This is a genomic window from Streptomyces sp. OfavH-34-F, from assembly GCF_022347745.1.
In the GTDB taxonomy this organism is placed as follows: Bacteria; Actinomycetota; Actinomycetes; order Streptomycetales; family Streptomycetaceae; genus Streptomyces.
Window position 1 is genome coordinate 1 of the sequence record NZ_JAKRGC010000004.1, and the last position, 17,443, is coordinate 17,443.

15 protein-coding genes and 1 riboswitch are annotated in these 17,443 nt (G+C 69.6%); of the genes, 6 read left to right on the forward strand and 9 right to left on the reverse strand.

All coding sequences use genetic code 11. From position 1 onward, the window contains the following. The 4 genes from cydD to hisC all read right to left on the reverse strand — a co-directional run. On the reverse strand, nt 1-2,439 hold a 2,439-nt coding region (gene cydD, locus MHW47_RS01630; protein ID WP_239220767.1), incomplete at its 3' end, for a thiol reductant ABC exporter subunit CydD. A 45-nt stretch (nt 2,440-2,484) separates the two neighbouring features. Further along, nucleotides 2,485-3,486: a cytochrome d ubiquinol oxidase subunit II gene (gene cydB, locus MHW47_RS01635; protein WP_239220768.1), complete on the reverse strand. Its 1,002-nt coding sequence runs from the start codon at nt 3,484-3,486 to the stop codon at nt 2,485-2,487. Between the two features lie 16 nt (nt 3,487-3,502). After that, the gene (locus tag MHW47_RS01640; RefSeq protein ID WP_239220769.1) at nt 3,503-5,011 is read right to left on the reverse strand and encodes a cytochrome ubiquinol oxidase subunit I; all 1,509 of its coding nucleotides are present in this window, start codon (nt 5,009-5,011) and stop codon (nt 3,503-3,505) included. Nucleotides 5,012-5,252: 241 nt separating this feature from the next. Beyond that, complete coding sequence (hisC, locus tag MHW47_RS01645; RefSeq protein WP_239220770.1) at nt 5,253-6,332, reverse strand: histidinol-phosphate transaminase; 1,080 nt, start codon at nt 6,330-6,332, stop codon at nt 5,253-5,255. A 371-nt stretch (nt 6,333-6,703) separates the two neighbouring features. Here hisC and MHW47_RS01650 point away from each other — a divergent pair, with 371 nt between their 5' ends. The 3 genes from MHW47_RS01650 to MHW47_RS01660 all read left to right on the forward strand — a co-directional run bounded on the left by MHW47_RS01650 (nt 6,704) and on the right by MHW47_RS01660 (nt 10,033). After that, on the forward strand, nt 6,704-7,816 hold the full coding sequence (locus tag MHW47_RS01650; RefSeq protein ID WP_111329600.1) for a LacI family DNA-binding transcriptional regulator: 1,113 nt from the start codon (nt 6,704-6,706) through the stop codon (nt 7,814-7,816). 175 nt (nt 7,817-7,991) lie between these two features. After that, nucleotides 7,992-9,050 carry a metallophosphoesterase gene (locus MHW47_RS01655; protein ID WP_239220771.1) on the forward strand — a complete coding sequence of 353 codons (1,059 nt, stop codon included), beginning with the start codon at nt 7,992-7,994 and terminating at the stop codon, nt 9,048-9,050. Nucleotides 9,051-9,232: 182 nt separating this feature from the next. Continuing rightward, nucleotides 9,233-10,033, forward strand: a complete 801-nt coding sequence (locus MHW47_RS01660) for a hypothetical protein (protein ID WP_239220772.1) — start codon at nt 9,233-9,235, stop codon at nt 10,031-10,033. 109 nt (nt 10,034-10,142) lie between these two features. Here MHW47_RS01660 and thiC read toward each other — a convergent pair whose 3' ends face one another. After that, complete coding sequence (gene thiC / locus MHW47_RS01665) at nt 10,143-11,948, reverse strand: phosphomethylpyrimidine synthase ThiC (RefSeq protein ID WP_239220773.1); 1,806 nt, start codon at nt 11,946-11,948, stop codon at nt 10,143-10,145. Further along, a riboswitch (TPP riboswitch) is annotated at nt 11,941-12,077 on the reverse strand. (Overlaps the previous gene by 8 nt.) 70 nt (nt 12,078-12,147) lie before the next feature. On the opposite strand from thiC, the gene MHW47_RS01670 reads away from it, so the two are divergent. After that, complete coding sequence (locus MHW47_RS01670) at nt 12,148-13,479, forward strand: YibE/F family protein (protein ID WP_239220774.1); 1,332 nt, start codon at nt 12,148-12,150, stop codon at nt 13,477-13,479. 79 nt (nt 13,480-13,558) lie between these two features. Here MHW47_RS01670 and MHW47_RS01675 read toward each other — a convergent pair whose 3' ends face one another. The 4 genes from MHW47_RS01675 to MHW47_RS01690 form a co-directional block, all read right to left on the reverse strand. Next, nucleotides 13,559-13,996: an SsgA family sporulation/cell division regulator gene (locus MHW47_RS01675; RefSeq protein WP_111329610.1), complete on the reverse strand. Its 438-nt coding sequence runs from the start codon at nt 13,994-13,996 to the stop codon at nt 13,559-13,561. Between the two features lie 101 nt (nt 13,997-14,097). Beyond that, entirely contained in the window at nt 14,098-14,868 is a 771-nt protein-coding gene (locus MHW47_RS01680; protein ID WP_308381247.1) for a helix-turn-helix domain-containing protein, read from the reverse strand. Nucleotides 14,869-15,108: 240 nt separating this feature from the next. After that, on the reverse strand, nt 15,109-15,318 hold the full coding sequence (locus MHW47_RS01685; protein ID WP_239220776.1) for a DUF5326 family protein: 210 nt from the start codon (nt 15,316-15,318) through the stop codon (nt 15,109-15,111). A 136-nt stretch (nt 15,319-15,454) separates the two neighbouring features. Then, nucleotides 15,455-15,772: a cupin domain-containing protein gene (locus tag MHW47_RS01690; RefSeq protein WP_239220777.1), complete on the reverse strand. Its 318-nt coding sequence runs from the start codon at nt 15,770-15,772 to the stop codon at nt 15,455-15,457. Between the two features lie 68 nt (nt 15,773-15,840). On the opposite strand from MHW47_RS01690, the gene MHW47_RS01695 reads away from it, so the two are divergent. Together MHW47_RS01695 and MHW47_RS01700 are read left to right on the forward strand one after the other, a co-directional pair. Then, the gene (locus MHW47_RS01695; protein WP_239220778.1) at nt 15,841-16,218 is read left to right on the forward strand and encodes a phage holin family protein; all 378 of its coding nucleotides are present in this window, start codon (nt 15,841-15,843) and stop codon (nt 16,216-16,218) included. An 86-nt stretch (nt 16,219-16,304) separates the two neighbouring features. Then, nucleotides 16,305-17,435, forward strand: coding sequence for a cystathionine gamma-lyase (locus MHW47_RS01700; protein ID WP_239220779.1), 1,131 nt, complete (start codon nt 16,305-16,307; stop codon nt 17,433-17,435). The last annotated feature ends 8 nt before the right edge of the window (nt 17,436-17,443 follow it).

Genomic DNA, 17,443 nt, shown 5'->3' on the forward strand with positions numbered 1-17,443 from the left:
GCGGGTCCGGGCCGCGCGTCCCGGCAAGGCACCCGCCACGGTCAGCTCGGCCGTGCCGCCCAGCAGATCGGTGATCCGGGTGGCCAGGTCGGCGCGGGCGGGGGCCAGCAGCCGTTCCGCCCGGCGGGCGCAGGCGCCGCTGAGCAGGGGAACCCCGACGCCCGCCAGGAGCAGCCCGACGGCCAGGACGACGCCCGCCTCGGGGAGCAGCCAGCCGGTGAAGCCCACGGTCGCGGCGCCCACGAGGACGGCGGTGCCGACGGGCAGCAGCCAGCGCAGCCAGTAGTCCTGGAGCGCGTCCACGTCCGCCACCAGCCGCGAGAGCAGGTCCCCACGCCGGGCACCGCGCAGTCCGCCCGGCGCGATGCGCTCCAGGCTGCGGTACACGGCGACGCGGAGTTCGGCGAGCATGCGCAGGACCGCGTCGTGCGAGACGAGGCGCTCGGCGTAGCGGAAGACCGCCCGGCCGATCCCGAAGGCACGGGTCGCCGTCACCGCGACCATCAGGTACAGGACGGGGGGTTGTTCGGAGGCGCGGGAGATCAGCCAGCCGGAGACCGCCATCAGCCCGACCGCCGATCCCAGCGCAAGGCTCCCCAGCAGCAGGGCAAGCCCGAACCGGCCGCGCCGGGCACCCGCCGCTTCGCGGACCCGCGTGAGCACATGGCGTCGGTCGGTATCCCGTCCCGGTGTGCCGGGAGCCGACACCGGCTCCGCGTACGCCTGAGACGTGGGCATCGGCTCGACGGCGGGGGCGCCGGGCGCGTCCACGGGACGGAGGGCAACTGCCGGTGCCGGCTCGGGCGCCGGGGCGGTCAGGGTCACCACGCGGTCCGCCACCGCCAGCAGCGCCGGCCGGTGCACCACCAGCAGGACGGTCCGCCCTGCGGCCAGCCTCCGTACGGCCTCGACGATGCCCGCTTCCGTCTCGCCGTCCAGGCTCGCGGTCGGCTCGTCGAGCAGCAGCACGGGCCGGTCCGCGAGGAAGGCGCGAGCGAGCGCGATCCGCTGGCGCTGACCGGCGGAGAGCCCGGCGCCGTCCTCACCGAGCAGGGTGCGGTCGCCGTCCGGGAGTTCTCGTACGAAGTCGTACGCCCCCGCCGCACGCAGCGCCGCCGTCACCGCGCTGTCGTCGGCGGCCGGACGGGCGAGCCTGACGTTCTCCGCGATGGTGCCCGCGAAGAGGTGCGGGTGCTGCGGCACCCAGGCGATGTGCTCCCGCCAGCGTTCGAGGGACACCTCGGCGAGGTCGGTGCCGCCGATCCGCACCCTGCCCTCGTCGGGTGCGGTGAACCCCAGCACCACGTTCAGCAGGGTGGTCTTGCCCACTCCGCTGGGGCCGACCAGGGCGACCGTCCCTCCTTGCTCGACGGTCAGCGTGGTGGGCGCGAGTGAAGGCGCGGAGCGGCCCTCGTGCCGGACGGTCAGCCTGTCCAGCTCCAGGCGCAGCGAGCCGGGGACCTCCCCCGTACCGCTCGCGCGGGGCTCCGTCTCCAGGACGGCGAAGACCTCCTCGGCCGCCGAAAGCCCCTCGGCGGCGGCGTGGAACTGCGCTCCCACCTGACGGATGGGCAGATAGGCCTCGGGGGCGAGGATCAGTACCAGCAGACCGGTGTAGAGGTCGAGTTCGCCGTGCACCAGCCGCATGCCGATGGTGACGGCGACCAGAGCCACCGAGAGCGTGGCGAGGAGTTCCAGGGCGAAGGAGGACAGGAAGGCGATCCGCAGGGTGCGCAGGGTGGCCTGCCGGTACTCCGAGGTGATCCTGCGGATGGACTCGGCCTGTGCCTTGGCCCTGCCGAAGACCTTCAGTGTCGGGAGCCCGGCCACCACATCGAGGAAGTGACCGGAGAGCCGGGAGAGCAGCCGCCACTGGCGATCCATGCGGGACTGGGTGGCCCAGCCGATCAGGATCATGAAAAGCGGAATGAGCGGCAGCGTGACGACGATGATCGCCGCCGACACCCAGTCCTCGGTCACGATCCTGGCGAGCACCGCCACCGGCACGACCACCGCGAGCCCGAGCTGGGGCAGATAGCGCGCGAAGTAGTCGTCGAGCGCGTCGATCCCCCGCGTGGCCAGCGTCACCAGCGAACCGGTGCGCTGCCCGCTCAGCCAGTCCGGCCCCAGCTCGGCCGCCCGGTCGAGCAGCCGCCCGCGCAGTTCGGACTTCACCGACGCGCCGGCGCGGTGGGCGGCCAGCTCGGTGAGCCAGGCGACCAGGGCCCGCCCGAGCGCGACCGCCCCGAGCAGCAGGAGGGGAGTACGCAGCTCTCCGGCCGTGAGTCCCTTCTGGAAACCGCCCACCACGATCTCGGCGACGAGCATCGCCTGGGCGATGACCAGCGCCGCCCCGGCGGCACCGAGAACCACCACCGCCACCATGAACAGGCGCGTGGCGCGGGCGTGACGAAGCAGACGCGGGTCGATCGGTTTCACGTGAAACATCCCCTGCGGCTCGGCGCGGTCAGGACGTGCATGGCGTCAGTGCGCCTCGGCGATGTGCTGGGTGCCGATCCGCTTGCGGAACACCCAGTACGTCCACCCCTGGTAGAGCAGGACGACCGGAGTGGCGATCCCGGCGCACCAGGTCATGATCTTGAGCGTGTACGGGCTGGACGAGGCATTGGTGACCGTGAGGCTCCAGCTGTCGTTCAGCGAGGACGGCATGACGTTCGGGAAGAGCGTCAGGAACAGCATCGCGACCGCCGCCGCGATGGCCACTCCGGAGAGCGCGAAGGACCACCCCTCGCGGCCTGCCGCGATCATCGCGATCGCCCCGACCAGGGCCGCCGCGGCGACGATCATCGCGACCAGGCTCCAGCCGTCCCCGTTGTCGAGCTGGGTCCAGATGAGGAAGGCGAGCGCGGCCACCGCCGTGACGGCCCCCAGCTTCAGGGCCAGCAGACGGGCGCGGGCCCGGATGTCACCCACGGTCTTCAGCCCGGCGAACACCGCGCCGTGGAAGGTGAAGAGGGTGAGGGTGACCAGTCCGCCGAGGAGCGCGTAGGGGTTGAGCAGGTCCAGGACGCTGCCCGTGTACTCCATGTGCGCGTCGATCTTCACGCCGCGCACGATGTTCCCGAAGGCCACGCCCCACAGCACGGCGGGTATCAGCGAGGCCCAGAAGATCGCGTGTTCCCAGTTGGTCTGCCACTTCTCCTCCGGCCGCTTCGCGCGGTACTCGAAGGCCACACCCCGCACGATCAGGCAGAGCAGGATGACGAGCAGCGGCAGGTAGAACCCGGAGAACAGTGTGGCGTACCACTCGGGGAACGCGGCGAAAGTCGCTCCGCCGGCGCTGAGCAGCCAGACCTCGTTGCCGTCCCAGACCGGGCCGATGGTGTTGATCAGTACCCGGCGTTCCTTGCGGTTCCGGGCCAGCAGCTTGGTGAGGACGCCGATCCCGAAGTCGAACCCCTCCAGGAAAAAGTAGCCGGTCCACAGGACGGCGATGAGCACGAACCAGACGTCGTGGAGTTCCATTACTCGGCTCCCGCTCTCAGTAGGAGAAGGCCATGGGCCGGTCGGCGTCGGCGTGGTCGCCGCCGATCCGGGTGGGCGGGTTGAGGTCGTCCTCCGTGAGCTCCGGCGGCCCGGCCTTGATGTACTTCAGGAGGAGCCTGACCTCGATCACGGCCAGCACCGCGTACAGCACGGAGAAGACGATCAGCGAGGTGAGCACTTCGGCCTGCGAGACGCCGGGGGAGACCGCGTCGCGGGTCTGCAGCACCCCGTACACCACCCAGGGCTGGCGGCCCATCTCGGTGAAGATCCAGCCCCAGGAGTTGGCGATCAGCGGGAAGAGCAGCGTCCACAGGGCGACCAGCCAGTAGCACCGGGCGAGACGCGGGCTGAGGGCCTTGCTCTTGAAGAGGACCAGATGCGGCACCTCGTCCTCACCCGTGCGCAGCGCCTCGGGCAGCATGAACTTCTTCCGGGTGAGCCACAGCCCCAGGAGTCCGAGGCCGAAGGAGGCCATCCCGAAGCCGATCATCCACCGGAAGCTCCAGAAGGCGACGGGGATGTTGGGCCGGTAGTCGCCGGGTCCGAAGCGCTCCTGCTCCGCCTTGTTGATGTCGTTGATGCCGGGGACGTACGAATCGAAGTCGTCGTCGGCGAGGAAGGACAGGACACCGGGGATGGAGATCTCCACGGAGTTGTGCCCCTTGCTCACGTCTCCGTAGGCGAAGATCGAGAAGGGTGCCGAGTTCTGGCCGTCCCACAGGGCCTCGGCCGCCGCCATCTTCATCGGCTGCTGCTTGAACATCACCTTGCCGAGCTGGTCACCGCTGACCGCCGTGAGAAGGCCGGAGATCACCACGGTGATCAGGCCGAGCCGCAGCGAGGTCCGCATCACCGGGATGTGCTTCTTGCGGGCCAGGTGGAAGGCCGCGATGCCCACCATGAACGCCCCGCCGACCAGGAAGGCGGCGGTGATGGTGTGGAAGAACTGGGCGAGCGCGGTGTTCTGGGTGAGCACCTGCCAGAAGTCCGTGAGCTCGGCGCGCCCGCGTTCCTCGTTGATGCGGTAGCCGACCGGGTGCTGCATCCAGGAGTTGGCCGCCAGGATGAAGTAGGCGGAGAGAACGGTGCCGAGGGACACCATCCAGATGCAGGCGAGGTGGATCTTCTTGGGGAGCTTGTCCCAGCCGAAGATCCACAGCCCGATGAAGGTGGACTCGAAGAAGAACGCGATCAGGGCCTCGAAGGCGAGGGGCGCCCCGAAGATGTCACCGACGAACCGCGAGTAGTCGGACCAGTTCATGCCGAACTGGAACTCCTGGACGATGCCGGTGACGACACCCATGGCGATGTTGATCAGGAAGAGCTTTCCCCAGAACTTGGTCGCCCGGAGGTACTTCTCCTTGTTCGTCCGAACCCAGGCGGTCTGCAGACCGGCGGTGAGCGCCGCGAGAGAGATCGTCAGAGGAACGAAGAGGAAGTGGTAGACGGTCGTCGTACCGAACTGCCATCGCGCCAGGGTCTCCGGCGCCAGAGCTAGCTCCACGTCGACTTCTCCTTACGTCACCGCCGGAGCTCCGGCGATTTGTCCGCGAAATCCAACGGATCACGGGAGGAAGCAGGACACGCTTGTGAACGCGTTCACATTCACAAGCAATTATGGCGCACACCCTTTCGGGCCTCGCACGCGGGGGCCCCTTGCCACCTTCCGCCCCATACCGGGCATACGAAAAGGCCCCGTACCTCGCGTGCGAGGTACGGGGCCGGCCCGGGCTTCCGGGCGCCGGTTACAGCTCCCTGCGGTACGCCTCCGCCACCTTCAGGAACAGGTCGTTCGCCTCGTCCTCGCCGATGGTGACGCGTACGCCCTCGCCCGCGAACGGCCGGACCACCACGCCGGCCTTCTCACAGGCGGCCGCGAAGTCCAGCGTGCGCTCGCCCAGCCGCAGCCAGACGAAGTTGGCCTGCGACGTGGGCACCGTCCAGCCCTGTCCCAGCAGCGCCTCGGACACCCGGTCCCGCTCGCACACCAGCGACCCCACCCGGCCGAGCAGCTCGTCCTCGGCCCGCAGCGAAGCCACCGCGGCGTCCTGGGCGAGCTGGCTGACGCCGAACGGCACCGCCGTCTTGCGCAGCGCCGCCGCCACCGGCTCGTGCGCCACCGCGAAGCCGACCCGCAGCCCGGCCAGGCCGTACGCCTTGGAGAAGGTCCGCAGCACCGCCACATTCGGGCGGTCGCGGTAGATCTCGATGCCGTCCGGGACCTCGGCGTCGCGGATGAACTCCCGGTACGCCTCGTCCAGCACCACGAGCACATCGCGCGGCACCCGGTCGAGGAACCGTTCCAGCTCGGCCCTGCGCACGACGGTGCCGGTCGGGTTGTTCGGGTTGCAGACGAAGATCAACCGCGTCCGGTCCGTGATCGCGTCCGCCATCGCGTCCAGGTCGTGCACATCGCCGTCCGTCAGCGGCACCTTCACCGAGGTCGCACCGCTGACCTGCGTGATGATCGGGTACGCCTCGAAGGAGCGCCAGGCGTAGATCACCTCGTCACCCGGACCGGAGGTGGCCTGGAGCAGCTGCTGGGCCACGCCCACCGAACCGGTACCGGTGGCCAGGTGCGAGACGGGCACACCGAAACGGTCCGCCAGCTCGTTCATCAGGCCCGTGCAGGCCATGTCCGGGTAGCGGTTGAAGTTCGCCGCCGCGGCGAGCGCGCTCTCCATCACTCCCGGCAGCGGCGGGTACGGGTTCTCGTTGGAGGACAGCTTGAACGCGGCCGGCCCGTCCGCCGACGCCGGTTTGCCCGGCACATAGGCGGGAACGCCGTCCAGCTCGGCACGCAACTTGGGACTCGTCTCGCTCACCGCAGGACCTCCTCGGCCATCCGTACAGATCAATACTGCTCACCTTATGAGGATTGGCCGCCCCTGCGAACGGGTGAACAGTGGATTCGTCCGGTGGACCCCGGAATGAGGGGGAGCGCGCCCGGTCATGGCGCGCGCCGGTGGCTCACTCCGTGGCGCGCGTCCCTCGAAGAGGTGAGTTGAGACCTCTTCGAGACCTCGCCCCGACGCCAGGCCCATCCGGTCACACGCTTGACACATGACGGTAAAGCAGCCCAACGTCCTTGCTAAGCAAGGCGATTGACCCAAAATGATCATGCAGAAACGTGCCTGTCAACGTCCGCATATGCGGCCGGGCCAACCCCCCTGCGGCGCCCTACTATCGGCACGCCATGACAGCAGCAGGGAAGCACCAGGTGAGCCGGACGGAGACCCCCCGGCGCGGCGGCAGGCAGGGACGTGCCGGGATCCGCGACGTGGCGGCCGCCGCCGGCGTCTCCATCACGACCGTCTCAGACGCGCTCAACGGCAAGGGCAGGCTCCCGGACGCCACCCGCCGCCATGTCCGCGAGGTCGCAGAGCGCCTGGGCTACCGCCCTTCCGCAGCGGCCCGAACGCTCCGTACCGGCAAGTCGGGCCTCATCGGCCTGACCGTGACGACATACGGGGATGAACCTTTCACCTTCACCGAGTTCGCGTACTTCGCGGAAATGGCGAGGGCGGCCACCTCCGCGGCCCTCGCCCGCGGCTACGCTCTCGTCATCCTCCCCGCCACCTCGCGCCACGACGTGTGGTCGAACGTGGCACTCGACGGCACCGTCGTCATCGATCCCTCCGACCAGGACCCGGTCGTCACCGAGCTGGTCCGCCAGGGACTGCCCGTCGTCTCGGACGGCCGCCCCGCCGGATCGCTCCCGGTCACCGCCTGGGTGGACAACGACCACCGGGCGGCCGTGCTCGACCTCCTCGACCATCTCGCCGCCGCGGGCGCCCGCCGCATCGGGCTGCTCACCGGCACCACCACCGACACCTACACGCGGCTCTCCACCACCGCCTACCTGCACTGGTGCGAGCGCGTGGGGCAGGACCCGGTGTACGAGTCCTACCCGGCGCACGACCCGTGCGCCGGCGCGGTGGCCGCCGACCGGCTGCTGGCCCGCCCGGACCGGCCCGACGCCGTCTACGGGCTCTTCGACCCCAACGGCACGGACCTGCTGGCGGCCGCCCGCCGCTACGGCCTGCGCGTCCCCGACGACCTGCTGCTGGTCTGCTGCAGCGAGTCCACCGTCTACGCCACGACCGAGCCGCCCATCACGACGCTCTCGCTGAAACCGCGGCGGATCGGCACGGCGGTCGTCCAACTGCTCATCGACGCGATCGAGGGCGTCGACCACGACGGTCCGGTCGAGCGGGTGATACCGACGGAGCTGATCGTCCGGACGTCCTCGCAACGCCGTCCGCCCCGCACCACGGTCAGTGCGCCGCGTTCCCCGGCAGGGGACTGATCAGCCCAATTGGGACCAATCGACCGACGAACCTGGCATGCGGAAGGATTCACCACCCCTGGTGCGTCCCAGAGCACGATCCGCATTCCTATGATGGGCGCACGACACCGCGGACCAACCCGACCAGCAGGGCCCGTCAGGTGTACGGCGGCGCGACGGTGGTGTGGAGGGGTCGATGACACAGGGGGCCGGTCAGGAGCCCGTGGTGCGGACGGCGACGTTGCGCGACTTCCGCGTACCGCCCTATGCGCAGTCCCCTGCGCCGCCCGCGTCACCGCATCCCGGAAGCGCTTTCCCCGAGGGTGAGCCCCCTGAGGGGTACACGCCCACGGCGCGCGACCTTCCCGTCATCAGCGTCGACGAAACGGCCCGGGCGCAGCCCGCGCCCGAGCCGCGTCCCGCCGCCGCTCCCGGCCTCGGCCCGCTGTACGTGGTCGGCGACGTCCACGGCTACCTGGACGAGCTGCTGGCCGCCCTCGCCGAGCAGGGCCTGATCGACTCCGAGGGCCGCTGGGCCGCCGGCAACGCCCGCCTCTGGTTCCTCGGCGACTTCACCGACCGGGGCCCGGACGGCATCGGCGTCATCGACCTCGTCATGCGGCTCTCCGCCGAGGCAGCGGCCGCGGGCGGTTACTGCAAGGCCCTGATGGGGAACCACGAGCTGCTGCTCATCGGCGCCAAACGGTTCGGCGACACCCCGGTGAACTCCGGCGCCGGTACCGCCACCTTCCAGGCCGCCTGGCTGCTCAACGGCGGTCAGAAGACGGACATGGAACGCCTCCAGGACGTCCACCTCCAGTGGATGTCGCGCCTCGACGCGATCGTCCAGGAGGACGAGCACCTCCTGCTGCACTCGGACACCACGGCGTACCTCGACTACGGCTCCACCATCGAGGACGTCAACGACACGGTGCACGCCATTCTCACGCGCAACGACGCCGACGAGTGCTGGGACCTGTTCCGCAAGCTCACCAAGCGGTTCGCGTTCCGTGACGAGTCCGGCGCCGGTGCGGTCCAGGAGCTGATGGCGGCGTACGGCGGCCGGCGCGTCGTCCACGGGCACAGCCCCATCCCGTACCTGACCGGCGAGGTGGGCTCCGAGGACGGCGAGGACGGTGCCGGTCCTCAGGTCGAAGGCCCCCATGTCTACGCGGACGGCCTGGCCATCGCCATGGACGGCGGGGTGACCATGGCCGGAAAGCTGCTGGTCGCCCGACTTCCCCTGCATGACTGACGCTCAGCGGGGAAGGGACGTCCCGGCAGGACCGCCCCGAGTGGCGGGCCTATTTCCGCAAATCCTCTGTCACCCCGTGCTGTACGCGCTCTAACATCGGGCCTACCAGTAGCAGGCTCTCCTCCGTTTCCGCCCAACTGCCCGCCCCCAGCGGGCAGACAGGCTCGACGGAGCATCGGGGGATGCACATGAACAGCGCTCCGCACCTGCTGACCGAGGACCGGCCCGAGTACGAACGGCTCCTCGACGACGCACTGCGTCACGCTCATGAACGACCTGAACTGGCCGCCGTCGGGGAACGCCTCAACGCCGCCCAGTTGCGCACCATGGCACTGGCGGCCGTCGCGCTGATCACCGCCACGGCCTCGGCCGAGTACGAGCGGTATGTGAAGGTCCGCGAGGAACTGCGCGCGCCCGGCCGGGGCACCGAGCCGGACGACCTTCCGCAGTCGGGCGCCGGCATAGGAGCGGTCCTCACCGTTCTGACGCCGATGCTGGCGGCTACGGCGGCGGCCATATTCCTGCTGGCCGGCTACCTCCTGAGAATGCTGGAACCGCCACCGGCGTTCGCCAGGACCATGGTCGGTGCCGGCTGGTTCTTCGCCGCCGTCACCGCCGCCGCCACCCTGGTCGCCGCCATCGGACTGCTCCTCGCCGCCCTGCGCAACGGCTCCACGTCCCTGACGGCCCGTGACACCGCCGAGGCGCTGCCCGACGAGGTGGCACTGGCGAAGGAAGCCTGGCGGCAGGCACTGCTGGAACGGGGCATCGTGCCCTTCCTGCGCGACGCGCTCGCCGAGCCCGCCACCGGCACCGTGGTCCCGGCCCCGCACCGCGCGGCGGGGCGCCTCCCGAAGATCGGCTACAGCAGACCCGACTTCGCGGGCCCGGCCGAGGGACCGGCCGCCGCGCCCCGGCCCACGTACACCAGCCCGGACTTCTCCAGCCCCGACTTCGGCGGCCCGGAGCACGAACTGGACTGACGAGCCGGGGAGCCGGCAGGGCGGGCGCGCTCCCGCACCTGCCGCGGGCGTCCGGCGCGCGCAGGCGTCCGGCCCGGTGAGGGGCCGGACGCCTCGACCGCGTACCGGGTCAGTCGGCCAGCGGCAGATAGACCCGGTTGCCGCTCTCCGCGAACTCACGCGACTTGCGGAGCATGCCCTCGGCGATCTCCTCGGCCGTCGCCTCCGCGCCGTCCCGACCGCCGTCCTGGCCGCCGAACTGCTCGGTGATGCTGTGGCTGATCTTCATCGAGCAGAACTTCGGCCCGCACATCGAGCAGAAGTGCGCCGTCTTGGCGGGTTCGGCCGGCAGGGTCTCGTCGTGGAACTCGCGCGCCGTGTCCGGGTCGAGCGCCAGGTTGAACTGGTCCTCCCAGCGGAACTCGAACCGGGCGTCCGAGAGCGCGTCGTCCCACTCCTGCGCCCCCGGGTGGCCCTTGGCCAGGTCGGCGGCGTGCGCGGCGATCTTGTAGGTGATGACACCGGTCTTCACATCGTCCCGGTTCGGCAGCCCGAGGTGCTCCTTGGGCGTGACGTAGCAGAGCATCGCCGTACCCCACCAGGCGATCATCGCGGCGCCGATGCCCGAGGTGATGTGGTCGTACGCCGGCGCGATGTCGGTGGTCAGCGGGCCGAGCGTGTAGAACGGCGCCTCCTCGCAGATCTCCTGCTGGAGATCGATGTTCTCCTTGATCTTGTGCATCGGGACATGGCCGGGACCTTCGATCATGGTCTGCACCCCGAACCGCTTGGCGACCGTGTTCAGCTCGCCGAGCGTGCGCAGTTCGGCGAACTGCGCCTCGTCGTTGGCGTCCGCGATCGAACCGGGCCGCAGCCCGTCGCCCAGCGAGTACGTCACGTCGTAGGCGGAGAGGATCTCGCAGAGCTCCTCGAAGTGCTCGTACAGGAACGACTCCTTGTGGTGCGCCAGGCACCAGGCCGCCATGATCGAGCCGCCGCGGGAGACGATGCCGGTCTTCCGGCGCGCGGTGAGCGGAACGTACGGCAGGCGCACGCCGGCGTGCACCGTCATGTAGTCCACGCCCTGTTCCGCCTGCTCGATGACGGTGTCCTTGTAGATCTCCCAGGTCAGTTCCTCGGCCCGCCCGTCGACCTTCTCCAGGGCCTGGTAGAGAGGGACGGTTCCGATCGGTACGGGTGAATTGCGAAGAACCCACTCACGGGTGGTGTGGATGTTGCGGCCGGTGGAAAGGTCCATGACCGTGTCGGCACCCCATCGGGTCGCCCACGTCATCTTGTCCACCTCCTCCTCGATGGAGGACGTCACCGCGGAGTTGCCGATGTTGGCGTTGACCTTCACCAGGAACCGCTTGCCGATGATCATCGGCTCGGTCTCCGGGTGGTTGACGTTCGCGGGCAGCACCGCGCGGCCGGCGGCGATCTCCTCGCGCACCACTTCCGCCGCCACGTTCTCCCGGACCGCCACGTACTCCATCTCCGGGGTGATCTCACCCCTGCGGGCGTACGCGAGCTGGGTGACGGGCGCGCCGTCCCGGCTGCGCCGCGGCCGCCGGGGCCTGCCGGGGAAGACGGCGTCCAGATTGCGCAGCCCCCCGCGCGGCGAGGTGTGCTTGAGCCCGTCGTCCTCGGGACGGGACGGCCGGCCCGCGTACTCCTCGGTGTCGCTGCGGGCGATGATCCAGTTCTCCCGGAGCGGTGCGAGCCCGCGACGGACGTCGGTCGCGGTCGCCGGGTCGGTGTACGGCCCGGACGTGTCGTACAGCGTCACGTCCTTGCCGTTGGTCAGGTGCACCTGGCGGACCGGCACCCGGATGTCGGGGCGCGGCCCCTGGAGGTATCCCTTGTGCCAGCCGATGGACTTCCCGGCCTCATCACCCTGAGAGGAGGCAGGCGTGCGTGTGTCCGATGTGGTCATGAGACCTACTCCCTACGCCGGCATTACCCGGTAACAGGTTCGGCGGTCGGCGCAGCGTTTCCCGTACGTACGGACGTACGGTTTCAGCGCCCTCTCAGCCCGGTGCTCCGAGCTCCCGCGTGTGCAAAGGTGCCACCACGCTAGCCTCCGGGCGGGTGGGCTGAACAGAGGGCCCCTTCCTTCTTGCGATGATCGGCCGGTGACGCCCCCTCATCGCGACTCAGAACCGCAGGGCCATCAGCACGGCCACACGCACAGCCACGGCCCCGCCGCCCCGGTCTCAACCCGTCTGCGCAAAGTGATCGCCGCAGTGCTGATCCCCTTCGCGGCCGCCGTACTCGTCGGCCTCGTGGCGCTGTGGCCGGGCAGTGCGCCGGCGCACGAACGGACCGGGGTCGGCTTCGACCGGGAGACCCAGCAGGGAAAGGTGGTGAGTGTCGTCAGGATCGACTGCGGGGACGTCAACGCGTCCCAGGTTCCCGTCGACACCGGCACCGGCCCGCCCGAGGGACGGCCGGCGACCGGCCGCGGCCGCTGCGGAAAGGCCACCGTCGAGGTCACCACCGGTTCCGACAAGGGACGCCGGTTCGCCGAGGTGGTCCAGCCGGACGCGCCCCGGCAGCTGCGCGCGGGCCAGGAGGTGGTGGTGGCGTACGCCCCCGACGCGCCCCGTGACCTCCAGTACTCCGTGACGGACGTGAACCGGAAGTTCCCGCTGGTGCTGCTCGCCGGCATCTTCGCCGTCGCGGTGGTGCTCGTGGGCAGGATGCGCGGAGTCATGGCCCTGGTGGCGCTCGCCCTGTCGTTCGCCGTGCTGACGCTGTTCATCCTGCCGGCCATACTGCAGGGCTCGAATCCGTTGCTGGTGGCGGTCGTCGGGGCAGGCGCGATCATGCTGATCGCGCTCTACATCTGCCACGGGCCGACCGCCCGCACCTCCGTCGCCGTCATCGGCACCCTGGTGTCACTGATGCTGATCGGGCTGCTCGGCTCGCTCTTCATCGGCTGGGCGAGCCTGAGCGGGAACACCGACGACAGCACCGGCATCATCCACGGCCTGTATCCGCACATCGACATGAGCGGCCTGCTGCTGGCCGGTGTCATCATCGGCTCGCTCGGCGTGCTCGACGACGTCACGGTCACCCAGACCTCGGCGGTCTGGGAACTGCGACAGGCGAACCCCACCATGAGTACGCGGCAGCTCTACCGGGCCGGGATCAGGATCGGACGCGATCACATCGCCTCCGTCGTCAACACCCTGGTGCTCGCATATGCGGGCGCGGCGCTGCCCCTTCTGCTCCTGTTCACGGTCGCACAGAGCGGCATGGGAACGGTCGCCAACAGCGAGCTGGTGGCGGAGGAGATCGTGCGGACGCTCGTCGGGTCGATCGGGCTGGTCGCCTCCGTACCGGTGACGACCGCGCTCGCGGCGGTGGTCGTCTCTGCGGACCGCACGGGGATCGGCGCGGAAGCCATGGCTTCGGCACCCGTACGGGCCGGCCGGGGCCGACGGCGGCGGGCGAGATCCTGACCGGACGACGGAGGGTGATTCACCCGATCGGCAGGCGTCCTGTTCGAGTGGCATGGATGATCCGTGGGCAGGCTCCTTGTCAGCCGGCGTTCTGCTCTTCGGTCAGGATGCGACCCAGCGCCTCCTCGAGGTTGCCGTCGAAATCACCCAGCGTGCACTCCTGCCCCAGCGGCACGAGCTTGTCCGTACGGTCGAGAAAGGCGACCAGCGGTGCCGTCCCCGCCCGGAAGAGCGCACGGTCGGCCCCCACCTGCAAACGGATGTGGACATCGGACAGGCCCTCGGGCTCGGTCGGCGCAATGTGCACATCGCCGTCCCCGCTGGGGCTGTTGAGGCCGTCGAGCAGCAGCTCGCGGCCGAAGGCCCAGGTGACGGGGGCGTCGCCGGGCAGATGGAAGGTCATCCGGATCGCGTACGGATCGCACACTTCGTACCGGAGCTCCACCGGGATACGGAATGAGAGCTCCTCGGAGACGAGGAAGCTCATCATGACCTCAGCTTGAACCGACTCACGCATCGTTCAACCCCGCAGTAGATGAATCTGGCCAGGAATGATCCCCCATGGCCCTATTGACGCCATCGTGGTGCACGCGATAGCAGATCACAAGGAGTGATTTTTCAGATACTGATAGAGAACACGAACGAACGCAAGAGGCTACCCACTTCACCGCGTAGCCGTTCGACTGCGGGGAGCAACCGTTCTTCCTCATGCAGGGGTACGGAAATGGCCATCGCGGCAGCGGTGAATCCGGCCGTGAGGGGGATGGCGGCACAGACCGTGCCGAGCGCGTACTCCTGCCGCTCGATGACCGGCTCCGTACGCTCCAGCGAGCGCAGCCGCGCCAGGAACGTCGCCCGGTCACGGACGGAATACCTGGTCAGGGGGCGGACCGGGTACCGGTCCAGGTGATCTTCGCGGGCCTTCTCGTCGAGGCGGCTCAGCAGGCACTGGCCGAGCGCATGTGCGTGCCCGGTCTCACGGAAGGCCGCCCACTCGTCGACCGCCGGGCGCTCCGGGCTGTCCGCGACGGCGAGCAGTTCGATCTCGCCCTCCCGGTAGATGGCGCAGTACACCGGGGCCTCGACGATGTCCCGCCAGCGGTGCAGGGACCGGGCCAGGCTGCTGCGGCGGTTCTGCAGGGCGCCGTCACCCATCAGCCGTTCGGCGGCGGCACCGAAGAGGAAGACGCCGTTCTCCCGGCGCAGATAGCCCTCGTGGGTCAGGGTGCGCAGCAGGTGATAGGCGGTGGGGAGGGGGAGCCCGGCTTCCCTCGCGAGCTGTTTGGCCGGGGCCCCGTCACGGTGGGTACCCACAGCCTCCAGCAGCCTCAGCGCCCGCTGCACCGACCCGATGAGCGTCGGAACAGCCGTACTCGATGCCGCGGTCAACGGTCACCCCCAGGCGTGGTGACGGGCGGTCAGCCCGCCCGTGGGGGCCGCCCCCACGGGTCTGCCGCGGAACTGGGGGCCCGAAGGCCGGATTCCGTACAAACCACTGGTCGGGGTGGTGACTTACGGCGTTTTCCCAGGTGGCGGCAGCGGACTGTCACTGTAACGGCAGCTCTCCGCCCGAGTGCCGATTCGCCTTTCCCTTAGCTCACCTGGGCTAATCCCCCGTCGGGCGTACGGTCACCACCCGCTGCGCGAGGACGACGACATGAACTTCCGTACGACGAAGACGAGCCCGCCGACCAGGATCACGAAGATCAGGATCTTGAACAGCAGACCGACCACGAACGCGAGCAGGCTGGCGATCAGACCGCCGAACACGACGATCGCGATCACGGGCACCGCGATCCACTTCACCCACCAGGGCATCCCAGCGAATATCTCCCGCACGGCCATCGTCCTTACCTCGTCTCTGTGAGTTCCTGCTTCGATGCTAGAGGCGAAAGGGTGGCCGCCGGGCCCTGGGAAGCCCTTGTCCTCCCCTGATCGATCCCCTAGGGAACCCGGAGAAGCGCCGGCCCCCGACTCATCCCTCGGGGGGCGAGAAGACCACCATCACGCGCAGGTCCTCGGTGATGTGGTGGAACTTGTGGGCCGTACCCGCGGGCACGTACACCACACTCCCTCTTCCCACCTGTGTCGTTTCCATGCCGACGGTGATCGACGCGCGACCGCTGACCACGAAGTACACCTCGTCCTGGCCGTGCGGCTGCTGGGGGTCGAGCTGTCCCGCGTCCAGGGCGTACAAGCCGACCGACATGTTCCGTTCACGAAGGAACTGCAGGTACGCCCCGTCGTTGGCGGCCCGTTCCGCCTCCAGTTCGTCCAGCCTGAACGCCTTCATGACCTGCCCGCCCCTTGCCTGTGCCCGGTCGGTGTCCGCCACCGATCATGTCTGCCACGATCAGACACATGAAGAATTTCGTAGTCAAGACGATCGCCAACGCGGGTGCGCTGGCCGTGGCCATCTGGCTGCTCCACGACATCACGCTGACCGGTGGCAGCACCGGCCGCAAGGCCCTGACCCTGATCCTCGTCGCGGTGGTCTTCGGCCTGGTCAACTCCGTGGTCAAGCCGATTGTGAAGCTGCTCACCCTGCCCCTGTTCATCCTCACGCTGGGCCTGATCACCCTCGTGGTCAACGCGCTGATGCTGCTGCTCACCTCGTGGCTGGCGGGCGTACTGGACCTGAGCTTCCACGTCGACGGCTTCTGGACCGCCGTTCTCGGCGGCCTCATCATCTCGATCGTGTCCTGGGCGCTCAACGTCGTCCTGCCGGACGAGGACTGATCCGCCCGCCGCGACGCACCCCGCGTCCACCTGAAACAGTGCGGTCGGGCCCGGTGACCGGCCGGGGAGAGAAGCGAGGACGACACATGAGCACCATGGGCGACGGAACCCGTGCGGTACGCGCGGGCCTGCCACAACCTCAGCAGTACGAACCCACCCTCCCCGGGCCGGTCTTCGCCGCGCATTACCACCTGTCCGGCGAGCCCACCGGTCCCTACACCTACGGCCGGGAGACCAACCCGACCTGGACGCATCTGGAACGGGCCATCGGGGAGCTCGAAGCACCGGGCGAGCGGGTGGAGACGACGGTCTTCGCCTCCGGGATGGCGGCGATCTCAGCCGTGCTGCTCTCCCGGGCGCGCAGCGGCGACATCGTCGTCCTCCCCGATGACGGCTATCAGGCACTCCCCCTGCTGCGGGCCCAGCTGGAGGCGTACGGAGTCGAGGTGCGGACCGCGCCGACCGGGGGCGACGCGCAACTGGCCGTGCTGGAGGGCGCCACGCTCCTGTGGATCGAGACGCCCTCGAATCCGGGGCTCGACGTCTGCGACGTACGGCGGCTCGTGGAGGCCGCACACGCCGGCGGCACGCTCGTCGCCGTCGACAACACCCTTGCCACCCCGCTCGGCCAGCGTCCGCTCGAACTGGGCGCCGACTTCTCGGTGGCCAGTGACACCAAGGGCATGACGGGCCACGGCGACCTGCTGCTCGGCCACGTCACCTGCCGCGATCCGGAACTCGCGGCGGGGGTACGGCACTGGCGCAAGATCGTCGGCGCCATCCCCGGGCCCATGGAGGCCTGGCTGGCCCATCGGGCGCTGGCCACCCTCGAACTGCGGATCGAGCGCCAGTGCGCCAACGCCCTCGCGCTCGCCGAGGCACTCGCAGGACACCAGGAGGTTTCCGGGCTGCGCTATCCCGGCCTGCCCACCGACCCCTCGCACCCGAACGCTGCGCGGCAGATGCGGCGCTTCGGCTCCGTGGTGTCGTTCGTCCTGGCCGACCGGGGGACCGCGGAACGCTTCCTGGACGCCTTGAAGCTGGTCGACGACGCCACCAGTTTCGGCAGCGTGCGCTCCACCGCCGAGCGGCGGGGCCGCTGGGGCGGCGACGCCGTGCCGGAAGGGTTCATCCGCTTCTCCGTCGGCGCCGAGAACACCGACGACCTCCTGGCCGATGTCGCCCAGGCGCTGGCCGCGGCCACCGGCGGAAACTGATCTCACCG